Genomic DNA, 18,311 nt, shown 5'->3' on the forward strand with positions numbered 1-18,311 from the left:
CTCAGCCCTCCTTGTTCGGTGGCCAGTTATTGGTATCGATCTTCGAACTCCATTTAAGGAACTCGGCCATGTCATCCACCTCTTGGTCAGTAAGGTTGAATTGCGGCATGGCCCGACGCCCCGGAACCCCCAGGGGCTGCATTTTCATCCAGGCATGCAGGAACGGTTTAAACCCCTCTTCGCCCCCGCGCCGCTTGAACACATTGCCCAGCTCCGGGGCAAAGTACGCGCCCTCGCCGAGCAGGGTGTGGCAGCCGATGCAATTGTTGCGCTCCCACACGCCCTTGCCGCGCACCACCGATTCGGTGAGCTGATCAACGTTGCTGCGGGTGGGAAAGGTTTGTTCGGTGTGATAGGTCAGGGCCAGGAAAATCAGGAAGAAAAACACGCTTCCTCCGAAGTAGATATTCCTGGCCATGCCCTTGGTGAAGGTATCTGACATGGTCGCTTCCTCATGGCTTGGCGGGGGTCATGATAGGAAGGCGGCGGGCGAAAACGGCTTGATGGCGATCAAGAAATGTTGATGGTTTTGGTCGGGTATGGATCGGACCCACCTGCCACTTCATTCGGCACAAATGGGAGTGCTCTAAACGAGTTTCAGCGCATGAAGGCAGAAGGAGAAACACGCGCTAATAGTCTCGTCTGGCCGCAAGTACGACCGCTGGACTAGGTTTTTTTCTTCCGGTTCTTTGCGGAACTAAAAATCCCTAGCAATCAAGAGAAGTAGCCAGTAGGCTACATTAAACTGTATGACCAATCTCATCGGCAGGACGCCGGAGTTCGATACATGGCTCGACGGTATGAGAGATATCGATGGAAAAGCCGCTGTACTGACGCGGTTGGATCGAGCCGAGGAAAACAACTTCGGCGATTGTGAACCCGTTGGCGACGGCATGAGTGAAATGCGTGTGTTTGTCGGGCCTGGCTACAGAATTTATTTTGTGCGTACGGGTATCGCTGCTTACTTGATGCTTTGGGGCAGCGATAAAACCGACCAGAAAAGAGCGATCAAACGGGCAAAAGAGATTCTCGATGCCCTGAGAGGTGGATGAAATGACTGAATCGAAATTCAAACCCGAGGACATGCCGGTCCTCGATCTTGATACCTCCGGCACAAGCGTTTATGAGGCTTCGCGCTTCCTCGACAGCCCGGAAACCATCAGCGCTTATCTGGCGCAAAGCATGCACTCGCACGACCCGCAGTTGCTGATGAAAGCGCTTGCCGAAGTGGCCAAGGCCCAAGGTGTGAACAAGGTCGCGGAGGCCGCGGGGGTTAATCGCGAGAGCCTGTATAAAACGCTCAAGGGTGGCTCGAAAACCCGTTATGAAACGGTCCAGAAGCTGATGCTGGCCTTAGGTGTCGAACTGACTGTACAGCCGATTGCAGCAGCGAGACTCAAGAGAACTGTACGAACCAAGCCGCCGGCGCCCGGTAAGCTCTGAGCGAACGACCGTCCTCAGTGGGAGGCTTGCCTCCCAGCGCCCCAGGCCACGAGGCGCGCGGTTCAGGCATTGGTGTCCTGCCAGGTCCTTAAGGGTGATCGAATTCTCAAGCACTCAACCCCACAATCCCCGCCAACACCACCAGCCCCCACCCCAGCATCGCCACCCTCCACTTCCAGGGCCCGTGCCGCAACTCCATAAACCCATCCACAATCACCCAGCCCTTGACCATCGCCAGCAGCACCACTACCCCCGCCGCGCCACTCCACACGGTGCCGAGGCTCAGTACCATCAGGCCCGCCCAACACAGCCACAACCTCACTGAGCTGTTCATCGGATCACATACACCAGGGCAAACAACACCACCCACACCAGGTCGACCATGTGCCAATACAACACGCCGGATTCCAGCCCACTCAAGCGCGGTGCCAGGTACTGCCGTTGCCAGCAGCGCCACCCGAGCCAAGCGAGAATCACCAGGCCCAGCAGCACATGCAAAAAGTGAAAGCCGGTGACGATCCAGTACAAGGTGAAGAACGTGCTGCGCTCAAGCCCCAGCCCTGCGTCGATCAGATGGCGGTATTCGGTGAGTTTGATCCACACATACACCAGCGCCACCAGCCATGCGCCGAGCAGCAAGACACTACCGCGCCGCGCGCGACCCAGGCGCACCTGCTGCACGGCCAATGCGGCCAACGCACCCGCGCTCAACAGGCTGTAGGTCATTGCCAGGCCGGTCGAGGTATCCAGTTGCGCGCGCCCTAGGGCGAACACCTCGGGCTGGAGCCGCTGGGTCACGGCAAACGCCAGGATCAATATCGCGAACACGGTCAGTTCAGCGAGTATGAACAACCACATCGCCACGTCCCCCGGCAGGCGCCGGGGCTCAGGCAAAGTGCACATCCACCACGTCCATCAGCGCCGCGATGGTTTGCGGGTCGTCGCTCAGGGCCTGGGCCAGGCAGGCCATGCACGCTTCGCGCGGGGGCATGCCGGCGGCGATCAGGCGCGCGGTAAAAATCAGCAGGCGGGTGGAGGCCACTTCCTCCAGGTCGTGCTGATCGAGGCGCCGCAAGGCTTGGCCAAGGCGCACCACCTGGCTGGCCAGGGCGTTATCCACCTGCGCTTCGCGCGCGACGATACGCGCTTCGTCCGCCGCCGCCGGGTAGTCGAAACGCAGCGCCACGAAGCGCTGGCGAGTGCTGGGTTTCATGCCCTTGAGCAGGTTCTGGTAACCGGGGTTATACGACACCACCAGCATGAATGACGGCGGCGCCTTGACCACTTCGCCGGTGCGTTCCAGGTACAGCTCGCGACGGTCGTCGGCTACCGGGTGCAGGACCACGGCGGTGTCCTGGCGCGCTTCGACCACTTCATCCAGGTAACAGATGCCGCCGTCGCGCACAGCGCGGGTCAGCGGGCCGTCCTGCCACCAGGTGCCTTGGCTGCCGATCAGATGGCGACCGACCAGGTCGGCGGCGCTCAGATCGTCGTGGCAGGCCACGGTGTATAGGGGCAGGTTCAGGCGATGCGCCATGTGCTGCACGAAGCGGGTCTTGCCGCAGCCGGTAGGGCCCTTGATCAGCACCGGCATGCGGTGCTGCCAGGCGTGTTCGAACAGGCGCTGTTCGTTGTCGAGAGGCTGATAGAAAGGCGCGTTCATCGTGTATATCCGAGGCGGGTTCGAGGGCCACGCTAAGGGCGCCTGCGACAACCTGGCAAGCGCTAACCCAGGCAAACTTGATCGCCGTCAAGCGAGCTTTGCAACGCCACGCCATAGTCTGGCCCGGCACTAAGAACCTGCGCCACGCACCGTGTTGCGAGGCATCGCAAAGGTCTCGCCTGAGGAGTAAATGGAATGCTGACTCGCCGCACGAACCCCTTCACCTTAAGCCTCGCCAGCCTCGGCTGCGCACTGGCCCTGACCCTGCCCCTGAGCGCCCACGGCAACGCCCAGCCCGCCGTGGTCAAGACCGCCGGCGCGCCGGACATGAGCCAGGCTGATTTCGACGCGTCCAAACAGATCTATTTCGAACGCTGCGCCGGCTGCCACGGCGTGCTGCGCAAGGGAGCCACCGGCAAGCCCCTGACGCCGGACATCACCCAGGCCCGTGGCCAGGCCTACCTGGAAGCGCTGATCACCTACGGCTCGCCCGCCGGCATGCCGAACTGGGGCACCTCCAATGCGCTGACCAAAGCGCAGATCAGCAGCATGGCCACCTTTATCCAGCACACCGCGCCGACGCCGCCGGAATGGGGCATGGCCGAGACGCTCAAGACCTGGAAACTGCTGGTCAAGCCCGAAGACCGCCCGAAAAAACAGCTCAATCACCTCAACCTGCAAAACCTGTTTTCAGTGACCTTGCGCGACGACGGCAAGATCGCCCTGGTGGACGGCGACACCAAGCAGATCGTCAAGCTGATCGACACCGGTTATGCCGTGCATATTTCGCGGATCTCCGCCTCGGGTCGCTACCTGCTGGTGATCGGCCGTGACGCCAAGATCGACATGATCGACCTGTGGCCCGCCGAGCCCACCAAAGTCGCCGAAATCAAGGTGGGCATCGAGGCGCGGTCGGTGGAGACCTCGAAGTTCAAGGGCTACGAAGACAAGTACACGATTGCCGGGGCCTACTGGCCGCCGCAGTTCACCCTGATGGACGGCGAAACCCTGGAACCCAAGCAGATCGTCTCCACCCGCGGCATGACCGTCGACAAGCAGGAGTACCACCCAGAACCCCGTGTGGCGGCGATCATCGCGTCCCATGAGTGGCCGGAGTTCATCGTCAACGTCAAGGAAACCGGCAAGGTCATGCTGGTCAACTACCAGGACATCAAGAACCTCACCATCACCACCATCGACGCCGCGCCGTTCCTGCACGACGGCGGCTGGGACAGCACCCACCGCTACTTCCTCACAGCGGCCAACAACTCGAACAAGGTGGCGGTGATCGACTCCAAGGCGCGCACCCTCGCCGCGCTGGTGGACGTGGGCAAGACCCCGCACCCCGGGCGTGGCGCCAACTTTATCCACCCCACCTACGGGCCGGTGTGGGCCACCAGCCACTTGGGCGACGGCGGTATTTCGGTGATCGGCACCGACCCGATCAAGCACCCGCAATACGCCTGGAAACAGGTGGAAACCCTCAAGGGCCAGGGCGGCGGTTCGCTGTTTATCAAGACCCACCCCAACTCCCATCACCTGTACGTGGACACCACTCTCAACCCCGACGCCAAGCTCAGCCAGTCGGTGGCGGTGTTCGATATCAACCAGCTCGACAAGGGCTACACCGTGCTGCCGATCGCCGAATACTCGGGGATCAAGCAAGGCGCTCTGCGCGTGGTGCAACCGGAATACAACAAGGCCGGCGACGAGGTGTGGTTCTCGGTGTGGAACGGCCAGACCGAAGAATCGGCGCTGGTGGTGATCGATGACAAAACCCTGAAGCTCAAGCAGGTGATCAAGGACAAACGCCTGATCACCCCAACCGGCAAATTCAACGTTTACAACACCCAACACGACATTTATTGAGCCCCATCAACACGAGGTCCGCCCATGAAAAATATGCTCCTCGCACTGCTGGCTTGCAGCGCTGCGTTCAGCCTGCAGCCGGCCCTGGCTCAAGACGGCCAAGCCCTGTTCAACAGTAAGCCCTGTGTCGGCTGCCACACCCTGGACAGCAAGTTGGTAGGCCCGGCCATGAAGGATGTCGCCGCCAAGAACACCGGCGTGAAAGACGCCGCCGCGACCCTGGCCAGTCATATCAAGAACGGCACCCAGGGTAACTGGGGGCCGATCCCGATGCCGCCGAACCAGGTCACCGATGAAGAAGCCAAGGTGTTGGCCGATTGGGTCCTGAGCTTGAAATAACCACAAGGAGCACGCCATGAAAGCATCGATGTTCGGTTCGGCCATGGCGGTGCTCATGCTGATTCCCGCGTGGGCGACGGCGACACCCGACGCCGCCCGCCTCGAACACCTGCTGACTCAGGACTGCGGCGCCTGCCATGGCCTGCACCTGACCGGCGGCCTCGGCCCGCCCCTCACGCCCCAGGCCCTGGCCGGCCAACCTCGCGCCAGCCTGATCGCCACCATCACTTACGGTCGCCCAGCCCGCGCCATGCCCGGCTGGGGCCCACTGCTCAGCGCCGGCGATATTGCCTGGCTGGCCGACCGCCTGCTGCAAGGACGCCCCACCCCATGATGCGACCCGCCGTGTTCTCCCTGTGCCTGCTGCTCGGCGCCTGTGCCCAACCGACGCTGCGCGGCAGCGGTGATCTGGGCCTGGTGATCGAACGTGCCAGCGGCAGTGTGCAGATCGTTGAAAGCAGCGGCATGACCGAGCTGGCGCGCATCGAAGGGCTGGGCGATCTGTCCCACGCCTCGGCGGTGTTTTCCCGCGACCAACGCTATGCCTATGTGTTTGCCCGCGACGGCGGCTTGACCAAGGTCGACTTGCTGACCCAGCGCATCGCTAAACGCATCATCCAGGGCGGCAACAGTATTGGCGGCGCGATCAGCCAGGATGGCCGCCTGATTGCCGTGTCCAACTACCAGCCGGGCGGGGTCAAGGTGTTCGATGCCGTCACCTTGGAGCAGGTCGCCGACATTCCCGCCACGCCCCTGGCCAACGGCAAACGCTCGCGGGTGGTGGGGCTGGTGGACGCGCCGGGGCAGCGTTTCGTGTTCAGCCTGTTCGACACCGGCGAGATCTGGAGCGCGGACTTCAGCCACGGCAACACCCCAACCCTCACCCGTTTCACCGACATCGGCGAGCAGCCCTATGACGCACTGATCACCGCCGACGGTCGCTACTACATGGCCGGTCTGTTCGGCGAGGACGGCATGGCCCAGCTCGACCTGTGGCACCCGGAGCGCGGTGTGCAACGGGTACTCAAGGACTACGGACGCGGGCAGGCCAAGTTGCCGGTTTACAAAATGCCGCACCTGGAAGGCTGGGCCGTAGCCGACAACCAGGCGTTCGTGCCCGCCGTGGGCCAACACCAGGTGTTGGTGATGGACGCGCGCAGTTGGCAGCAGAGCGCCGCGATCGCCGTGGCCGGCCAGCCGATCTTCGTCACCGCACGGCCGGATGGGCGCCAGCTGTGGGTCAATTTCGCCTACCCGGACAACGACCGCGTGCAGGTGATCGACAGCGAAACCCACCAAGTGGTCGCCGACCTGCGCCCCGGCCCCGGCGTGCTGCACATGGAGTTCACCGGGCGCGGCGAACAGCTGTGGCTGTCGGTGCGCGACGGCGAGCAGGTGCAGGTCTGGGACCCGTATCGAATGACCTTGCTCAAGACCTTGCCGGCCTTGAGCCCCAGCGGAATTTTCTTCAGCACTCGTGCACAAAAAATGGGGTATTGAGATGGACCTTGATCGACTCAGCCAGCACTTGATCGAACGCTACCAGCACGGCATGCCGCTGTGCGCCGAACCGTACCGGGAAATGGCCCAGGTCTTGAAGTGCAGCGAGGCCGAACTGATGACCTGCCTGCAACGCCTGGAACTGGCCGGCGCCCTCTCGCGCGTCGGCCCGGTGTTCGAACATACCCGCGCCGGTGCCAGCACCCTGGCCGCCCTGGCAGTCCCGGCCGAGCGCCTGGAACAGGTGGCGGCGCGGGTCAGCCAATACCCGGAAGTCAATCACAACTACGCCCGCGAGCATCACTACAACCTGTGGTTCGTGGTGACCGGCCCGCACCGTCAACATCTACAGCAGATCCTCGATGAGCTGGAACAAGACACCGGCCTGACACCGCTGGATCTGCCGATGCTCAGCGCCTACCGCATCGACCTCGGGTTCTCCCTGGGAGGGCATCCGTGATCGCGCCGCTAACCCAGGAGCAGATGCTCGACCTGCGCCAGTGCCTGGAGCGCGGTTTGCCACGGGTCTCGCGGCCTTACGACGCGCTGGCGGAGCAGATCGGTGCCCATCACGACCAGGTGTTGCAGCAAATGCAGCACTGGCATGAACAAGGCTTGTTCCGGCGCGTCGGGCTGGTGCTTAACCATCGCGCCCTGGGTTTTGTGGCCAACGCCATGCTGGTGCTGGATGTGCCGGATGCCTTGGTGGATAACGTCGGCCAGCGCCTGGGCCGCGCGCCGGGGGTGAACCTGTGTTACCAGCGTCCGCGCCGCCTGCCGCAGTGGCGCTATAACCTGTTTTGTATGGTCCACGGCCGCGAGCGGGCGGTGGTCGAGGCGCACATCGAGACGCTATTGGCCGAGCACCTGCTCAACGACCTTCCCCACCAGGTGCTGTTCAGTACCCACGCGTTCAAACAATGCGGCGGACGTTTTGCGCCGCCACCGTCGCAGGTGTGGGCCCATGGATGAACGGGATCGCCAATTGATCAATCGCCTGCAGCACGGCCTGCCCCTGGTGCGTCAGCCCTGGCAGTCAGTGGCGCAGGAACTGGGCTGCGCCCCCGGTGAGGTACTCGACCGCCTGCACGCGTTGCTTGAAGACGGCGTGCTCACCCGGTTCGGCCCGATGTTTGATATCGAGCGCGTCGGCGGGGCGTTCACCTTGGCCGCGCTGGCAGTGCCCGAGGCGCGCTTCGACACCGTCGCCGAGCAGCTCAACGCCCTGCCCCAGGTGGCCCACAACTACCGCCGCGAACATGCCTGGAACATGTGGTTCGTGCTGGCCTGCGCCAGCCCTGCGGAACTCGACGCCACCCTGTCGCGCATCGAAACCCTGACCGGGTTGACGGTGCTCAACCTGCCCAAGGAGCACACCTACCATGTCGGTCTGCATTTCCCGGTCTGACAGCCCCCTGGCCCTGCGCCTGATCGCCCTCACTCAAGACGGCCTGCCGCTGCTGGAAGACCCATGGGCGTGGCTGGCCGAGCAGTTGGGGATCAGCGTCGAATCGACCCTCGACCTGCTCAAACGCCTGCAGGCCGAGGGCGTGATCCGGCGCATCGCGGCGGTGCCCAACCATTACCGCCTGGGCTATCGGCATAACGGCATGACTGTGTGGGACGTGGCCGACGAGCAACTGCCACGCCTGGGCGAACTGATCGGCGCGCAGCCGTTCGTGAGCCACTGCTACCGCCGCCCCCGGCGCGCGGGCTGGCCCTACAACCTGTTCGCCATGGTGCATGGGCGCAGCCGTGAAGAAATCGACAGCTACCGCGAGCACCTGCGTTTTTTGCTTGCCGATGCCTGCCGCGCCGACGAGATGCTGGTGAGCAGTCGCATCCTGAAAAAAACCGGCCTGCGCTTGCCGCCGGCGCACTGAAAAAGGAATAGCCCATGCTGCGAATCAGTCAGTACTTGCGCACCCTGGCCGGCCAATGCCCGGCGCCGCGCGTCTCGGCCCCCGGCAGCAAGCGGCCGCCAGTGGTGATCTGGAACCTGCTGCGCCGGTGCAACCTGACCTGCAAGCATTGCTACGCCACCAGCGCCGACAGTGTGTTCCGCGATGAGCTGGACACCGCCACCGCGCTGCGGGTGATCGATGACCTGCACGAAGCCGGCGTGCGCGTACTGATCCTTTCCGGCGGCGAGCCGCTGCTGCGCGCAGATATATTCCAGCTGAGCGCCTACGCCCGCGACAAAGGCTTTTTCGTGGCGTTGTCCACCAACGGCACGCTGATTGATGAGCGCAATATCCAGCAGATTGCCGACGCGCATTTCGACTACGTAGGCATCAGTATCGATGGCCTGGAGGCGACCCACGATGCCTTTCGCCAGTCACACGGCAGCTTTCAGCGCTCGTTGCATGGCATACGTCTGTGCCGCGAAGCCGGCATTCGCGTGGGCCTGCGGACCACCCTGACCCAGGACAACCACGCGCAGCTGCCGCAATTGCTCGCGCTGATGCGCGCTTACGACGTGCAGAAGTTCTACCTGTCGCACCTCAACTACAGCGGGCGCGGCAAGCGCAGCCGCCAACTGGACGCGCACCGGCAGATCAGCCGCGACGCCATGGCGCTGATTTTCCAGCAAGCCTGGGAGGACATCGAAAACGGCGTGGCCAGCGATTTTGTCAGCGGCAACAACGACGCCGACGCGGTGCTGTTGCTGCAATGGGTACATCGCCATCTGCCCGAGCATTACCCGCAGCTGGAGCACCTGTTGCACGGTTGGGGCGGCAATGCGTCGGGCAGCGGCATCGCCAATATCGACAACACCGGCGAGGTGCATCCGGACACCTACTGGTGGCAGCACTCGGTGGGCAATGTGCGCAACACCACATTCCGCCAGCTCTGGCTCGACCAACCCGACCCCTTGCTGCAGCGCCTGCGCGAATACCCGCGCCGCATCGGCGGGCGCTGCGCCGAGTGTCGCTGGCTGCCGATCTGCAACGGCAACACCCGTACCCGCGCCTGGGCCGATGGCGACCTGTGGGGCCCGGACCCGGGTTGCTACCTGAGCGACGATGAAATCGCCATGCGCTCGCCCAACCTGATTCCGTGCTCCACCCGGTGACACAACCGGGGCAGCGCTCCTGATGATCGACCAAGGATGTCCCATGCACACCACTGCCCTCCCCCCCAGCCTGCACAGCCCTTTGCACCCCGGTGAAGTCGCGCTGGTGGGCGCCGGACCCGGCGACCCACGCTTGCTTACCTTGCGCGCCTGGAGCCTGCTGATGCAGGCCGATGCCGTGGTATTCGACCGGCTGATCAGCGCCGAACTGCTCACGCTGATCCCGCTCACCTGCGCCCGCCATTACGTGGGCAAGGCCAGCGGCCATCACAGCCTGCCCCAGGATCAACTCAACGAACTGCTGGCGGAACTGGCCGGCGAAGGCCAGCGCGTGGTGCGCCTCAAGGGCGGCGACCCGTTTATTTTCGGGCGCGGCGCCGAGGAGCTCGAATACCTGCTGGCGCGGGATATTCCGTGCCAAGTGGTGCCAGGGATCACCGCCGCGTCCGGGTGCAGCGCCTACGCCGGAATCCCGTTGACCCATCGCGATCTGGTCAACTCGTGCCGTTTCGTCACCGGGCACCTGCAGCGCGACGGTGCGCTGAAATTACCCTGGGCCAGCCTTGCCGAGCCGAGCCAGACCCTGGTGTTCTATATGGGCCTGTCGAACCTGGCGCTGATCGCCGAACACCTGATGGCTGCCGGTTTGTCGGCGGATACCCCGGCGGCGCTGATCAGCAACGGTGCGCGCGCCGATCAACAGGTGGCCCGTGGCACCTTGCGCCAGTTGCCGACCCTGGCCGCCGACTGCGAACCCGGCGTGCCAACCCTGACGGTGATCGGCCAGGTCGTGGACCTGTTCGCCGGCGCCGCCCTGCACTTCCCGGCCAGCCTGGCAGCGCCGCGCGCAGCGGTGGCGGTATGAAACGCCTGCTGCTGGTGCCGCTGTTGTGGGCCAACGTCGCCCACGGTACGCCGGCCGAGGATTACCGCCAGTACTGCGAGCAGTGCCACGGCCTCAACCGCATCGGTGCCAGCGGCCCGGCGTTGTTGCCCGAAAGCCTGGGGCGGATCAAGCCCGACGAGGTGCGCCAGGTGATACGCGACGGCCGACCGGCCAGCCAAATGGCCGGATTCGCCGCGCAATTGGACAGCGCGCGCATCGACGGCCTGGTGGATTTTCTGCAACAGCCGCCGGCATCGCCACCGACCTGGGATGCCCAGGCGATCCGCGCCAGCCACACCGTACTGGCGGACCTGAGCCAACTGCCGACCACCCCGCAGCACCACGCCGACCCGCTCAACCTGTTTGTGGTGGTGGAATCGGGGGATCATCACATGGACATTCTCGACGGTGACACTTTCAATGTGCTGGACCGCTTCCCCACCCACTTCGCGGTACACGGCGGGCCGAAGTTTTCCCCGGATGGGCGCTTTGTGTACTTCGCCTCCCGGGACGGCTGGATCAGCCAATACGACCTGCATAACCTCAAGCTGATCGCCGAAACCCGCGTCGGCCTCAACACTCGCAACCTGGCGGTGAGCAAAGACGGGCGCTGGGTGCTGGCGGGCAACTACCTGCCGGGCAATCTGGTGCTGCTGGATGCGCGTGATCTGTCGCTGGTCAAGATTCTGGACACCGGTTCGCGGGTCAGTGCCGTGTACACCGCACCGCCGCGCAACAGCTTTATCGTCGCGCTCAAGGATCTGAACGAGGTGTGGGAACTGGCGTATGCCGACGCGCAACCGCGCTTCGAGCCCCGGCGCATCCAGGCCCAGGACGTGCTCGATGATTTTTCGTTTTCTCCCGATTACCGACAGTTGATCGCCACCTCGCGCAAGGCCGGGGGCGGCCAGGTAATCGACCTGGACAGCGGCGCGGTGGTCACCGATATCCCGCTGGCGGGCATGCCGCACCTGGGCTCGGGCACCTATTGGCAACGCGATGGGCACTGGGTGTTCGCCACACCGAATATCAGCAAAGGGCAAATCTCGGTGATCGACCTGAACACCTGGGCGCTGATCAAACAGATTCCCACCCTGGGGCCAGGCTTCTTTATGCGCAGCCATGTGAACTCACGCTATGTGTGGAGCGACGTGTTCTTCGGCCCGGACAACGACGCCATCCACCTGATCGACAAACAGACCCTGGAAATCTCCCACACCTTGCGCCCGGTGCCGGGCAAGACCGCCGCCCATGTGGAATTCACCCGCGACGGACGCTACGTGTTACTAAGCATCTGGGCCACGGACGGCGCGTTGATCGTTTACGACAGCCAAACCCTCAAGGAGGTCAAGCGCCTGCCCATGAACAAGCCGTCGGGCAAATACAACGTGGGCAATAAAATCGAATTCGCCGAGGGCACCTCCCACTAGGCCTGTTCGAACAACCCACACAGCTCATCCACCTGCCGGCGCCCGTCCGGCAGCACACACAGAAACTGCGCCGACAATTCGATCAGGCCGTCCCGCGCCCATTGCTCCAATAGCGGCCAGAGCGTGGCGAAATACTGGGAAAACACCAACCCGTAACGCCGCTCGATGGCCTGGATATCCAGTTCCAGGTCGCAGGCCAAGCGCTCCACCACGTATTCGCGCAACCCGTCGCCGACCTGGCGTTGCCAGCCCTGGCAGGTGGGGAGCTGGCCATTGTGCAGGGCTTGGGCGTAGGCCGGTTCGGTGCTGCTGTTTTGCGCGCACAAGCCGTCGATCTGGCTGATGGCGCCCAGGCCCAGGCCGATATGATCGCAATAGCCGTGCAGAGTGAACCCTTCGCTGGTGCGGCTCAGGCGGCCGCGCTCCTGGGCCTGAACCAGGTCGTCGTCGCCGCGGGCAAACAGGCCCAGGCCGATGTAGTGGTAACCCGCCGCGCCGAGGCGCTCGAAGCACAACTGGCGCATTTCGGCTTTATCCGCCGCGCTGCATTGCGCCTGGGCAGGCTGGGCCAGATAACGGCTGGGCGGCCGGGCGTAGTCAAACACCTGCAGGCGGTCCGGCTCCAGGGCGATCAGGCTGGCGAGCTTGGTATCGAAGCTGGCGAGGGTCTGCCAAGCGCTGCCGTAGCCGAGATCGACGCTGACCGAACGGAAATCGAAAGTGCGCGCCGCATCGATCAAGGACTGGATCGGCGCTGGGTCGCGGTACCAGGCCAGGGCGTGCGCCCCTTCGGCGCGCGCGTCGGGCACGCCGATACAGACGTGGTTGAAGCCCAGGTCGCGCAGCAGACCCATGCCGGCCCAATCGGTGTGGTACGGGTCGAGGTCGATGCCGTAGTCACCGCGGCCAGGGGCAAGAAAATGAAAGCGCTCGCGCATGGCCGCCATCAGTGTTTGTACCGCGCCGATGCTCGCCGCGCCGCGCCACTGGAAGTACTCCAGCGGCTGGCGAGCGCCCAGGTGGCAGCCGACCAGCTGGATCTCTTGGGCCAGGCTGCGTGGGTATTCGTCACTCGGTGGGTTGGCCGGCCAATGCAGGGTCACGGCCAGCGGGCGTTGCCGTTGGCGGCTGGTGCGCAGGGCGCGCAACATATCCAGGGAGCCTATGCCAGGGTGGAAACGGCGGATATCGGCCTGGCCATTCAGGTCCAGCACGCCTGGACCGTGACGAGCGAGGGGGATGACAGTGTGCATGGCAGGCTCCGGATCAAGGGGCGGTGAGCCATTGTCCGGCGGCGGGCCTCGACGCACCTTGATGTGCATCAAGGGCCCTACCAGCTGAGGTAGAACATGCTCTTGGCCAACAGCACGATGGCGACCATATGCCCAAACAGGCTCAGGTGTACCCCGCGCAGGTAGCGCTCGCTGGCGCGGCCACGGCGCATAAGCAGTAAGGTCGTCACAAAATGCAGCAGCACACTGGCGGCCAGTAGCAGTTTGAGCGACAGCAACATGCCAAAGGACGACGCCGTAGGCGCGGCCAGCACCGGCAGGTATCGCAGCCAGACCATGCCGAGACCGGCACCGAACAGCACCAACAGCACCCACGGCATCAGCGCCCGGGCGCGGCGGCCGATGCCTTGTTCCACCAACACCCGCGCCCGGGCGGGCAATTGCGCCTGCACCTTGGCCAAAATCAGCACTTCGAAAAACACCGTGCCGATAAAGATCAGCGCCGCGAACAGGTGGGCCAACAGAAACAGCAGATAGAGCATGATGGCCTCACAGATCGCACCGGGATTGCAGTGTGGCGCGCGCGGCGGCGGGCCACCTTGATGCCGATCAAGTCAGCACCTGCCAGCCGTAGCACTCACCGCGCTGGCTCAGCGGGCTCCAGGCGAAATCCCAGGCGGACGCTGGCAATGGCGGTTGCTCAACGGCGGCGGGCGGCGTGACTTTCCAATCGAATACCCGCAGCGCGCGCCATGCCAGCACGATGCCCTCGGCCTGGCTGTGGTCGGTATTGATCCAACTCGCCGCAGCGGCGGCCATAAACGCTTCGATGGGTTCCTCATTGATGCGCGTGCGGTAGGCCGAGCCGAGCAACCAACGGCACACGTTCAGGTGGTAGGTCCAATCTGCGGCCGGCTGGTTGCGGTAGGCCCAGGTCATAAAGCTGCGAAACAGGTTCAGGCCTTCGGGCGGGTCGAGCTTGAGCAGCGCCGGGCAGATGTCGAACAGGCTGTGCCAGTACGGCAACAGACGCGCGTCCAGGTGGACGAAACAGCGGGCATTACTGGGGTATTGCGCAGGCGCCGGTGCTGCGCGCAGGCGCAGGGCGCCGGCTGGCGATGGATGATTCATGGAACGCACTCACACTCGTGACGATAGAACGCCCCCTGGTCACAAGGGGCCCAAGGCACACGTCAGCAGGCGGGAGAAGCGCGGGGGTTGGCCGAGGGCCAGGCGTAGCGCGGCGGCGCTTTGTTGCGCTGGGCATGGGCTGCGCGCGGGGTTTGACCCAGGCCGAGCAGCCAGGCCAAGCCGATCAGGAACACCAGGGCGACGGTCAAGGCGGCGCACACCGGGCAGGCAAAGTAGTTCGAAATGTTGCTGGAAGCCGCGTTGCCCGACCCTTTATCGGAAAGTGGCGCCGGTTTGCCGTCCACCGAACAGAACGCCCCGCCGATTCCATTGAGCTGCTGGCCGAGCATCTGACCATGGCTCAAACCGCACACGAACAGGTTCATCAGCACGCAGCAGTACAGGATCCAGGCGATCAGCGAACGGTCGGGCAGGCTCAATTTCATGGCCGCGACTCTACCATCCCAGCCGCCGACGGATGAAGCGCGACGCGCCCCTGTGGCAGAACGTCGCAGATTACGCAGGCCGGCGTGGGTTGGTAGACTTGCCGCCCTCCTCGTTTCTTACTTCAAATGCCTGCTTTTTCACGGCCTGATGGGTAGATCCAGCGCAATGCAGGCGTTTCACAGGATGCACAGTTGATGAGTACGTTATTCACCCGCCGCAAGGTCCTGACCGGTATGGGCTTGTTGGGCCTGGGCCTGCTGGCCGGTTGTGACAATAGCCCCAAACTGAACTTCAAGTACGGCAAGGACTTGAGCGACAAGATCATGGGTCGCACGTTCAAGCTCAAGAACACCGAGGGCGAGACGGTCACCCTCAGTTCCTATCGCGGCCTGATGCCGGTAGTGTTCTTCGGCTTTACCCAATGCCCGGCGGTGTGCCCCACCACCCTCGCCCGCGCGGCCCAGGCCAAGAAGCTGATGGGCCGCGACGGCGAGATCATGCAGGTGATCTTTATCACCCTGGACCCAGAGCGCGACACGCCGGAGATTCTCGACAAGTACGTCAAGGCCTTCGACCCCAGCTTCGAAGCGCTGTACGGCACCCCGGAAGAAATCGCCGTGGCCGCCAAGGAATTCGGCATCTTTTATGAAAAGATCCCGGCCGGCGACACCTACACCCTGTCCCATACCGCCACCAGTTTTGTCTTCGACACCCGTGGCAACCTGCGCCTGGGGCTCCAGGCATCCCTTACCGCTCAAGAGTGCGCAGAAGACCTGCTCACCGTCATGGAGGTCTGCTAATGACTGCCGTTCAACACCTCAAGCGCCTCACCCTCGGCCTGACCCTGCTGGGCCTCGCCGCCCACGCCAGCGCCCAGGTGCAGGTCAGCGACGCCTGGGTCCGCGCGACCGTCCCGGGCCAACCCGCCAGCGGCGCATTCATGACCGTCACCGCCGACGTCGACAGCAAGCTGCTGCGCGTGGCCTCGCCGGTGGCCAAGGACGTGCAGATCCATGAAATGAGCATGCAAGACGACGTGATGCGCATGGGCCCGGTGGACTCGGTGGCCCTGCCTGCCGGCAAAGCCGTCACCCTCGACCCCAATGGCTACCATGTGATGCTGATGGGCCTGACCGGCCAGATCAAAGAAGGCGACCCGGTGCCGCTGACCCTGACCGTGGAAAACGCCAAGGGCGAACAGCAAGCCGTTGAAGTCAAAGCTATCGCTCGTGGCGTGGACGGCATGGCCCCTAGCCATAAGCATTGATTGCACCCGTTGGGTAAGGGTTGGCTCACCTCAACCCGCCCATCAATCCACGATAAACAGCTTCGCACCGTGCAGCGTCGATGAACGGTGCGCTTCCATCTCATTGCCCACCTGATAACTCATCCCGGCCGTCAACGTAAACCGACGCCCATCCGCCAGCTCGGTGTGCAACTCGCCTTCCAGACACAGCAACACATGCCCACGGGTGCACCAGTGATCCGCCAGGTACCCGGCGCTGTACTCCACCATACGCACGCGAGTCGTACCAAAGTGCCCGGTGCGCCAGGTAGCGCTACCGGTCACACCGGGGTAGATGACCGGTTCAACAGTGGACCAATCGGTGGTGCAAAACGGGACGGCGGTAAGATCCATGGGGGACTCGGTCGTGGGTTAGGGTGGCTTGAGGCTAACTGGCTGATTGGGGGGCGGGTAGACACAGATGGAGTGGTTTTGCGGCATACAGGCAAGCGTGCTTGTTATTCTGCTCGCCCATCTCCGAGGAGACATGCTGATGCTGATCGACCCCGCTTACGTCTTGTTTGAGACCGACCATTGGCAGCTCAATCATCACCTGACGTCCAGGCTACCGGGTTACTTGATGCTGGGCGCCAAGGCGCCGATAGATTCTCTTGCCGACATGCCCGACGCCGCACTGGCCGAACTGGGGGGATTGCTGGCGAGAGCCCAGCGGATTATGGAGACGCAGTTGCGGCCAAAGTGGCTCTATATCAGCCGCTATGGGCATATGCCGGGCTTCCCGTTGCATTTTCATTTGATCCCGGTGTACGACTGGGTGGAAGACGCGTTCTGGCAGGATGAACGTTATCGGCAGTTGCAACGCTTTGGCTCGCATAACCCGACCCAACTAGTGACCGACGGGGCTGAGTTGACGCTATTTGTATGGCGCGAGTTCGGCGAGAGTCCGACGACGCCGGCGACTCAAGGTCCGTCCGTCGCGCAGGTCATCAACCGCCTGCGCGCCTGTATGCGCGACTGATACCGACCTTTGCGTGAACTGACATAGCGGTGATGCAGGCGATCTGCATATGCGGTTACACGTCTATCTGGCAGTTTTCCGGTCTCTGGATACAGTTCAAATAAGACGTCTGGATATGGCCCGCATGAAACGCAAAGTTCGGATATTGATCGGTGTGGACAGCATTTGTGCGGGGAGAGTTTTGCCCGCAGGTGATTGGTGCGAGCGGCGGGTGTTGCTGGACAGGCTGAAAATTTATCAGAATTTTGACGCCTTGGATAAAGCCAGGGCTGAGCATAACGTCACGCTAGGCCTGATCAAACCTGCACGCGTCACCGCACTTCGCATTCAGAAATCAGCCTCGCAAGCATGGACTTCGGAGGAAATTGACAAGCTGCAATCAACCAGTGGTTGATCGTGAGCCTGATTTATCCGCCTAAGCCACAGAAAGAAGACGATCATCAAATAGCGTTGTTTTGAAGGGTAGGTGTTGAATGTCGAGCGAGGGCTTCAATTCCAGCGCGGCTTCAGCGATCAAACTGCGATGGCAAAAGCGGGCGTCCGCCTCATAACAGACCATACAAATCCGCTGCTGGGCTGCATTGCAAACCAGCTCGTTCAACACCGTGCCTTGGGTGCGGATATAAGCCCTGAACTCGCGCGCATAGGTTGTCCAATCACCGTCTTCCTTGTACTGCTTGCGTATGGGCTTTGGGCAGCCGAGCGACCGGTTATGCTCGTAAGCGATCCCCTGTGCGGCCAGATCCCGGGCAAAGGCATTTTTGGAAAAACCTTTTTTCCGCGATAACGGGTATTCACGCACATCCAGCACTCTGTCGATCCCGGCCTGCTTGAGTCGTGCAATGAATGCGTCGATGGTCAGTCCCTCGTAGCCTGCGGTGTAGAGGTTCATGCAGATTCTCCTAAGGCCTGCCGGCGCGATCAAATGGTAAAAAAACGCCGGGGCTATAACATCGGCTGAAATTGACGAGCCGTGGCGAGTGACGAGCGGAGCCAATCATTGCGTAACAAACCTATGGCCCTCGCTCATC

Annotated in this window: 27 protein-coding genes; 17 read left to right on the plus strand and 10 right to left on the minus strand. The window is 63.0% G+C overall.

Features of this window, described 5'->3' with window-relative positions:
* Position 1 precedes the first annotated feature (1 nt).
* A complete protein-coding gene (locus HRH33_RS16015; protein WP_040268608.1) occupies positions 2 to 442 on the minus strand; it encodes a c-type cytochrome in 441 nt (146 codons plus the stop codon).
* Between the two features lie 307 nt (positions 443 to 749).
* On the opposite strand from HRH33_RS16015, the gene HRH33_RS16020 reads away from it, so the two are divergent.
* Positions 750 to 1,052: a type II toxin-antitoxin system RelE/ParE family toxin gene (locus tag HRH33_RS16020; RefSeq protein ID WP_034138472.1), complete on the plus strand. Its 303-nt coding sequence runs from the start codon at positions 750 to 752 to the stop codon at positions 1,050 to 1,052.
* 1 nt (position 1,053) lies between these two features.
* Positions 1,054 to 1,443: an addiction module antidote protein gene (locus tag HRH33_RS16025; RefSeq protein ID WP_167417471.1), complete on the plus strand. Its 390-nt coding sequence runs from the start codon at positions 1,054 to 1,056 to the stop codon at positions 1,441 to 1,443.
* A 106-nt stretch (positions 1,444 to 1,549) separates the two neighbouring features.
* On the opposite strand, the gene HRH33_RS16030 is transcribed toward HRH33_RS16025, so the two are convergent.
* The 3 genes from HRH33_RS16030 to HRH33_RS16040 are packed head-to-tail and all read right to left on the minus strand — an operon-like array spanning position 1,550 to position 3,106.
* Positions 1,550 to 1,777, minus strand: a complete 228-nt coding sequence (locus HRH33_RS16030) for a cytochrome C oxidase subunit IV family protein (RefSeq protein ID WP_034098479.1) — start codon at positions 1,775 to 1,777, stop codon at positions 1,550 to 1,552.
* Entirely contained in the window at positions 1,774 to 2,346 is a 573-nt protein-coding gene (locus HRH33_RS16035; RefSeq protein WP_034098480.1) for a cytochrome c oxidase subunit 3, read from the minus strand. The genes HRH33_RS16030 and HRH33_RS16035 overlap by 4 nt, the downstream gene beginning before the upstream one ends.
* Positions 2,330 to 3,106, minus strand: coding sequence for a CbbQ/NirQ/NorQ/GpvN family protein (locus tag HRH33_RS16040; protein ID WP_167417470.1), 777 nt, complete (start codon positions 3,104 to 3,106; stop codon positions 2,330 to 2,332). The genes HRH33_RS16035 and HRH33_RS16040 overlap by 17 nt, the downstream gene beginning before the upstream one ends.
* A 195-nt stretch (positions 3,107 to 3,301) precedes the next feature.
* On the opposite strand from HRH33_RS16040, the gene nirS reads away from it, so the two are divergent.
* Genes nirS through HRH33_RS16095 form a run of 11 tightly spaced genes read left to right on the plus strand, consistent with a single transcriptional unit; the run spans position 3,302 to position 12,206 of the window.
* Positions 3,302 to 4,975, plus strand: coding sequence for a nitrite reductase (nirS, locus tag HRH33_RS16045; RefSeq protein ID WP_167417469.1), 1,674 nt, complete (start codon positions 3,302 to 3,304; stop codon positions 4,973 to 4,975).
* Between the two features lie 24 nt (positions 4,976 to 4,999).
* Complete coding sequence (locus HRH33_RS16050; protein ID WP_167417468.1) at positions 5,000 to 5,314, plus strand: c-type cytochrome; 315 nt, start codon at positions 5,000 to 5,002, stop codon at positions 5,312 to 5,314.
* A 16-nt stretch (positions 5,315 to 5,330) separates the two neighbouring features.
* Complete coding sequence (locus HRH33_RS16055) at positions 5,331 to 5,648, plus strand: c-type cytochrome (RefSeq protein ID WP_034098488.1); 318 nt, start codon at positions 5,331 to 5,333, stop codon at positions 5,646 to 5,648.
* Positions 5,645 to 6,814 carry a cytochrome D1 domain-containing protein gene (locus HRH33_RS16060; protein ID WP_167417467.1) on the plus strand — a complete coding sequence of 390 codons (1,170 nt, stop codon included), beginning with the start codon at positions 5,645 to 5,647 and terminating at the stop codon, positions 6,812 to 6,814. The genes HRH33_RS16055 and HRH33_RS16060 overlap by 4 nt, the downstream gene beginning before the upstream one ends.
* Before the next feature lies 1 nt (position 6,815).
* The gene (locus HRH33_RS16065) at positions 6,816 to 7,274 is read left to right on the plus strand and encodes an Lrp/AsnC family transcriptional regulator (RefSeq protein WP_034098492.1); all 459 of its coding nucleotides are present in this window, start codon (positions 6,816 to 6,818) and stop codon (positions 7,272 to 7,274) included.
* A 23-nt stretch (positions 7,275 to 7,297) separates the two neighbouring features.
* Positions 7,298 to 7,786 (plus strand): siroheme decarboxylase subunit beta, encoded by a 489-nt coding sequence (gene ahbB / locus HRH33_RS16070; RefSeq protein ID WP_034099829.1) that lies wholly within the window; start codon positions 7,298 to 7,300, stop codon positions 7,784 to 7,786.
* On the plus strand, positions 7,779 to 8,222 hold the full coding sequence (locus HRH33_RS16075; RefSeq protein WP_167417466.1) for an Lrp/AsnC family transcriptional regulator: 444 nt from the start codon (positions 7,779 to 7,781) through the stop codon (positions 8,220 to 8,222). Before ahbB (HRH33_RS16070) ends, HRH33_RS16075 begins: the two co-directional genes overlap by 8 nt.
* Positions 8,197 to 8,697, plus strand: coding sequence for a siroheme decarboxylase subunit beta (ahbB, locus tag HRH33_RS16080; protein ID WP_034138478.1), 501 nt, complete (start codon positions 8,197 to 8,199; stop codon positions 8,695 to 8,697). The genes HRH33_RS16075 and ahbB (HRH33_RS16080) overlap by 26 nt, the downstream gene beginning before the upstream one ends.
* Before the next feature lie 14 nt (positions 8,698 to 8,711).
* Positions 8,712 to 9,890 (plus strand): heme d1 biosynthesis radical SAM protein NirJ, encoded by a 1,179-nt coding sequence (nirJ, locus tag HRH33_RS16085; RefSeq protein WP_123480020.1) that lies wholly within the window; start codon positions 8,712 to 8,714, stop codon positions 9,888 to 9,890.
* A gap of 43 nt (positions 9,891 to 9,933) precedes the next feature.
* Positions 9,934 to 10,755, plus strand: coding sequence for a uroporphyrinogen-III C-methyltransferase (cobA, locus tag HRH33_RS16090; RefSeq protein ID WP_167417465.1), 822 nt, complete (start codon positions 9,934 to 9,936; stop codon positions 10,753 to 10,755).
* Complete coding sequence (locus HRH33_RS16095) at positions 10,752 to 12,206, plus strand: nitrite reductase (RefSeq protein ID WP_167417464.1); 1,455 nt, start codon at positions 10,752 to 10,754, stop codon at positions 12,204 to 12,206. The genes cobA and HRH33_RS16095 overlap by 4 nt, the downstream gene beginning before the upstream one ends.
* Here the strand turns inward: HRH33_RS16095 and HRH33_RS16100 are convergent.
* The 4 genes from HRH33_RS16100 to HRH33_RS16115 all read right to left on the minus strand — a co-directional run bounded on the left by HRH33_RS16100 (position 12,203) and on the right by HRH33_RS16115 (position 15,015).
* Positions 12,203 to 13,459 (minus strand): oxygen-independent coproporphyrinogen III oxidase, encoded by a 1,257-nt coding sequence (locus HRH33_RS16100; protein WP_167417463.1) that lies wholly within the window; start codon positions 13,457 to 13,459, stop codon positions 12,203 to 12,205. The genes HRH33_RS16095 and HRH33_RS16100 overlap by 4 nt on opposite strands.
* 77 nt (positions 13,460 to 13,536) lie before the next feature.
* Positions 13,537 to 13,980 (minus strand): membrane protein, encoded by a 444-nt coding sequence (locus HRH33_RS16105; RefSeq protein ID WP_034138483.1) that lies wholly within the window; start codon positions 13,978 to 13,980, stop codon positions 13,537 to 13,539.
* A gap of 67 nt (positions 13,981 to 14,047) precedes the next feature.
* Positions 14,048 to 14,569: a putative natural product biosynthesis protein gene (locus tag HRH33_RS16110; protein ID WP_167417462.1), complete on the minus strand. Its 522-nt coding sequence runs from the start codon at positions 14,567 to 14,569 to the stop codon at positions 14,048 to 14,050.
* 62 nt (positions 14,570 to 14,631) lie between these two features.
* Entirely contained in the window at positions 14,632 to 15,015 is a 384-nt protein-coding gene (locus HRH33_RS16115; protein WP_167417461.1) for a DUF2946 domain-containing protein, read from the minus strand.
* A gap of 195 nt (positions 15,016 to 15,210) precedes the next feature.
* Between HRH33_RS16115 and HRH33_RS16120 the strand changes: the two genes are divergently transcribed.
* A complete protein-coding gene (locus HRH33_RS16120) occupies positions 15,211 to 15,816 on the plus strand; it encodes an SCO family protein (RefSeq protein ID WP_034098508.1) in 606 nt (201 codons plus the stop codon).
* On the plus strand, positions 15,816 to 16,283 hold the full coding sequence (locus HRH33_RS16125; protein ID WP_040268625.1) for a copper chaperone PCu(A)C: 468 nt from the start codon (positions 15,816 to 15,818) through the stop codon (positions 16,281 to 16,283). The genes HRH33_RS16120 and HRH33_RS16125 overlap by 1 nt, the downstream gene beginning before the upstream one ends.
* 42 nt (positions 16,284 to 16,325) lie before the next feature.
* Here the strand turns inward: HRH33_RS16125 and HRH33_RS16130 are convergent, their stop codons facing one another.
* Entirely contained in the window at positions 16,326 to 16,655 is a 330-nt protein-coding gene (locus tag HRH33_RS16130; RefSeq protein ID WP_094065932.1) for a DHCW motif cupin fold protein, read from the minus strand.
* A 139-nt stretch (positions 16,656 to 16,794) separates the two neighbouring features.
* Here HRH33_RS16130 and HRH33_RS16135 point away from each other — a divergent pair, with 139 nt between their 5' ends.
* Both HRH33_RS16135 and HRH33_RS16140 read left to right on the plus strand, forming a co-directional pair.
* A complete protein-coding gene (locus HRH33_RS16135) occupies positions 16,795 to 17,280 on the plus strand; it encodes an HIT family protein (RefSeq protein ID WP_034138546.1) in 486 nt (161 codons plus the stop codon).
* Between the two features lie 124 nt (positions 17,281 to 17,404).
* Entirely contained in the window at positions 17,405 to 17,674 is a 270-nt protein-coding gene (locus HRH33_RS16140) for a hypothetical protein (RefSeq protein WP_167417460.1), read from the plus strand.
* Between the two features lie 21 nt (positions 17,675 to 17,695).
* On the opposite strand, the gene HRH33_RS16145 is transcribed toward HRH33_RS16140, so the two are convergent.
* Complete coding sequence (locus tag HRH33_RS16145; RefSeq protein WP_034114080.1) at positions 17,696 to 18,172, minus strand: DUF488 domain-containing protein; 477 nt, start codon at positions 18,170 to 18,172, stop codon at positions 17,696 to 17,698.
* Positions 18,173 to 18,311: the final 139 nt, after the last annotated feature.

The sequence above is a fragment of the Pseudomonas rhodesiae genome (assembly GCF_013285305.1).
Taxonomy (GTDB): Bacteria; Pseudomonadota; Gammaproteobacteria; order Pseudomonadales; family Pseudomonadaceae; genus Aquipseudomonas; species Aquipseudomonas rhodesiae.

What these genes read in the sequence shown, in the direction of transcription:
- HRH33_RS16015 (WP_040268608.1), bottom strand. Translation starts at nt 442, where the DNA reads ATGTCAGATACCTTCACCAAGGGCATGGCCAGGAATATCTACTTCGGA.
- HRH33_RS16020 (WP_034138472.1), top strand. Translation starts at nt 750, where the DNA reads ATGACCAATCTCATCGGCAGGACGCCGGAGTTCGATACATGGCTCGAC.
- HRH33_RS16025 (WP_167417471.1), top strand. Translation starts at nt 1,054, where the DNA reads ATGACTGAATCGAAATTCAAACCCGAGGACATGCCGGTCCTCGATCTT.
- HRH33_RS16030 (WP_034098479.1), bottom strand. Translation starts at nt 1,777, where the DNA reads ATGAACAGCTCAGTGAGGTTGTGGCTGTGTTGGGCGGGCCTGATGGTA.
- HRH33_RS16035 (WP_034098480.1), bottom strand. Translation starts at nt 2,346, where the DNA reads ATGTGCACTTTGCCTGAGCCCCGGCGCCTGCCGGGGGACGTGGCGATG.
- HRH33_RS16040 (WP_167417470.1), bottom strand. Translation starts at nt 3,106, where the DNA reads ATGAACGCGCCTTTCTATCAGCCTCTCGACAACGAACAGCGCCTGTTC.
- nirS (WP_167417469.1), top strand. Translation starts at nt 3,302, where the DNA reads ATGCTGACTCGCCGCACGAACCCCTTCACCTTAAGCCTCGCCAGCCTC.
- HRH33_RS16050 (WP_167417468.1), top strand. Translation starts at nt 5,000, where the DNA reads ATGAAAAATATGCTCCTCGCACTGCTGGCTTGCAGCGCTGCGTTCAGC.
- HRH33_RS16055 (WP_034098488.1), top strand. Translation starts at nt 5,331, where the DNA reads ATGAAAGCATCGATGTTCGGTTCGGCCATGGCGGTGCTCATGCTGATT.
- HRH33_RS16060 (WP_167417467.1), top strand. Translation starts at nt 5,645, where the DNA reads ATGATGCGACCCGCCGTGTTCTCCCTGTGCCTGCTGCTCGGCGCCTGT.
- HRH33_RS16065 (WP_034098492.1), top strand. Translation starts at nt 6,816, where the DNA reads ATGGACCTTGATCGACTCAGCCAGCACTTGATCGAACGCTACCAGCAC.
- ahbB (WP_034099829.1), top strand. Translation starts at nt 7,298, where the DNA reads ATGCTCGACCTGCGCCAGTGCCTGGAGCGCGGTTTGCCACGGGTCTCG.
- HRH33_RS16075 (WP_167417466.1), top strand. Translation starts at nt 7,779, where the DNA reads ATGGATGAACGGGATCGCCAATTGATCAATCGCCTGCAGCACGGCCTG.
- ahbB (WP_034138478.1), top strand. Translation starts at nt 8,197, where the DNA reads ATGTCGGTCTGCATTTCCCGGTCTGACAGCCCCCTGGCCCTGCGCCTG.
- nirJ (WP_123480020.1), top strand. Translation starts at nt 8,712, where the DNA reads ATGCTGCGAATCAGTCAGTACTTGCGCACCCTGGCCGGCCAATGCCCG.
- cobA (WP_167417465.1), top strand. Translation starts at nt 9,934, where the DNA reads ATGCACACCACTGCCCTCCCCCCCAGCCTGCACAGCCCTTTGCACCCC.
- HRH33_RS16095 (WP_167417464.1), top strand. Translation starts at nt 10,752, where the DNA reads ATGAAACGCCTGCTGCTGGTGCCGCTGTTGTGGGCCAACGTCGCCCAC.
- HRH33_RS16100 (WP_167417463.1), bottom strand. Translation starts at nt 13,459, where the DNA reads ATGCACACTGTCATCCCCCTCGCTCGTCACGGTCCAGGCGTGCTGGAC.
- HRH33_RS16105 (WP_034138483.1), bottom strand. Translation starts at nt 13,980, where the DNA reads ATGCTCTATCTGCTGTTTCTGTTGGCCCACCTGTTCGCGGCGCTGATC.
- HRH33_RS16110 (WP_167417462.1), bottom strand. Translation starts at nt 14,569, where the DNA reads ATGAATCATCCATCGCCAGCCGGCGCCCTGCGCCTGCGCGCAGCACCG.
- HRH33_RS16115 (WP_167417461.1), bottom strand. Translation starts at nt 15,015, where the DNA reads ATGAAATTGAGCCTGCCCGACCGTTCGCTGATCGCCTGGATCCTGTAC.
- HRH33_RS16120 (WP_034098508.1), top strand. Translation starts at nt 15,211, where the DNA reads ATGAGTACGTTATTCACCCGCCGCAAGGTCCTGACCGGTATGGGCTTG.
- HRH33_RS16125 (WP_040268625.1), top strand. Translation starts at nt 15,816, where the DNA reads ATGACTGCCGTTCAACACCTCAAGCGCCTCACCCTCGGCCTGACCCTG.
- HRH33_RS16130 (WP_094065932.1), bottom strand. Translation starts at nt 16,655, where the DNA reads ATGGATCTTACCGCCGTCCCGTTTTGCACCACCGATTGGTCCACTGTT.
- HRH33_RS16135 (WP_034138546.1), top strand. Translation starts at nt 16,795, where the DNA reads ATGCTGATCGACCCCGCTTACGTCTTGTTTGAGACCGACCATTGGCAG.
- HRH33_RS16140 (WP_167417460.1), top strand. Translation starts at nt 17,405, where the DNA reads ATGAAACGCAAAGTTCGGATATTGATCGGTGTGGACAGCATTTGTGCG.
- HRH33_RS16145 (WP_034114080.1), bottom strand. Translation starts at nt 18,172, where the DNA reads ATGAACCTCTACACCGCAGGCTACGAGGGACTGACCATCGACGCATTC.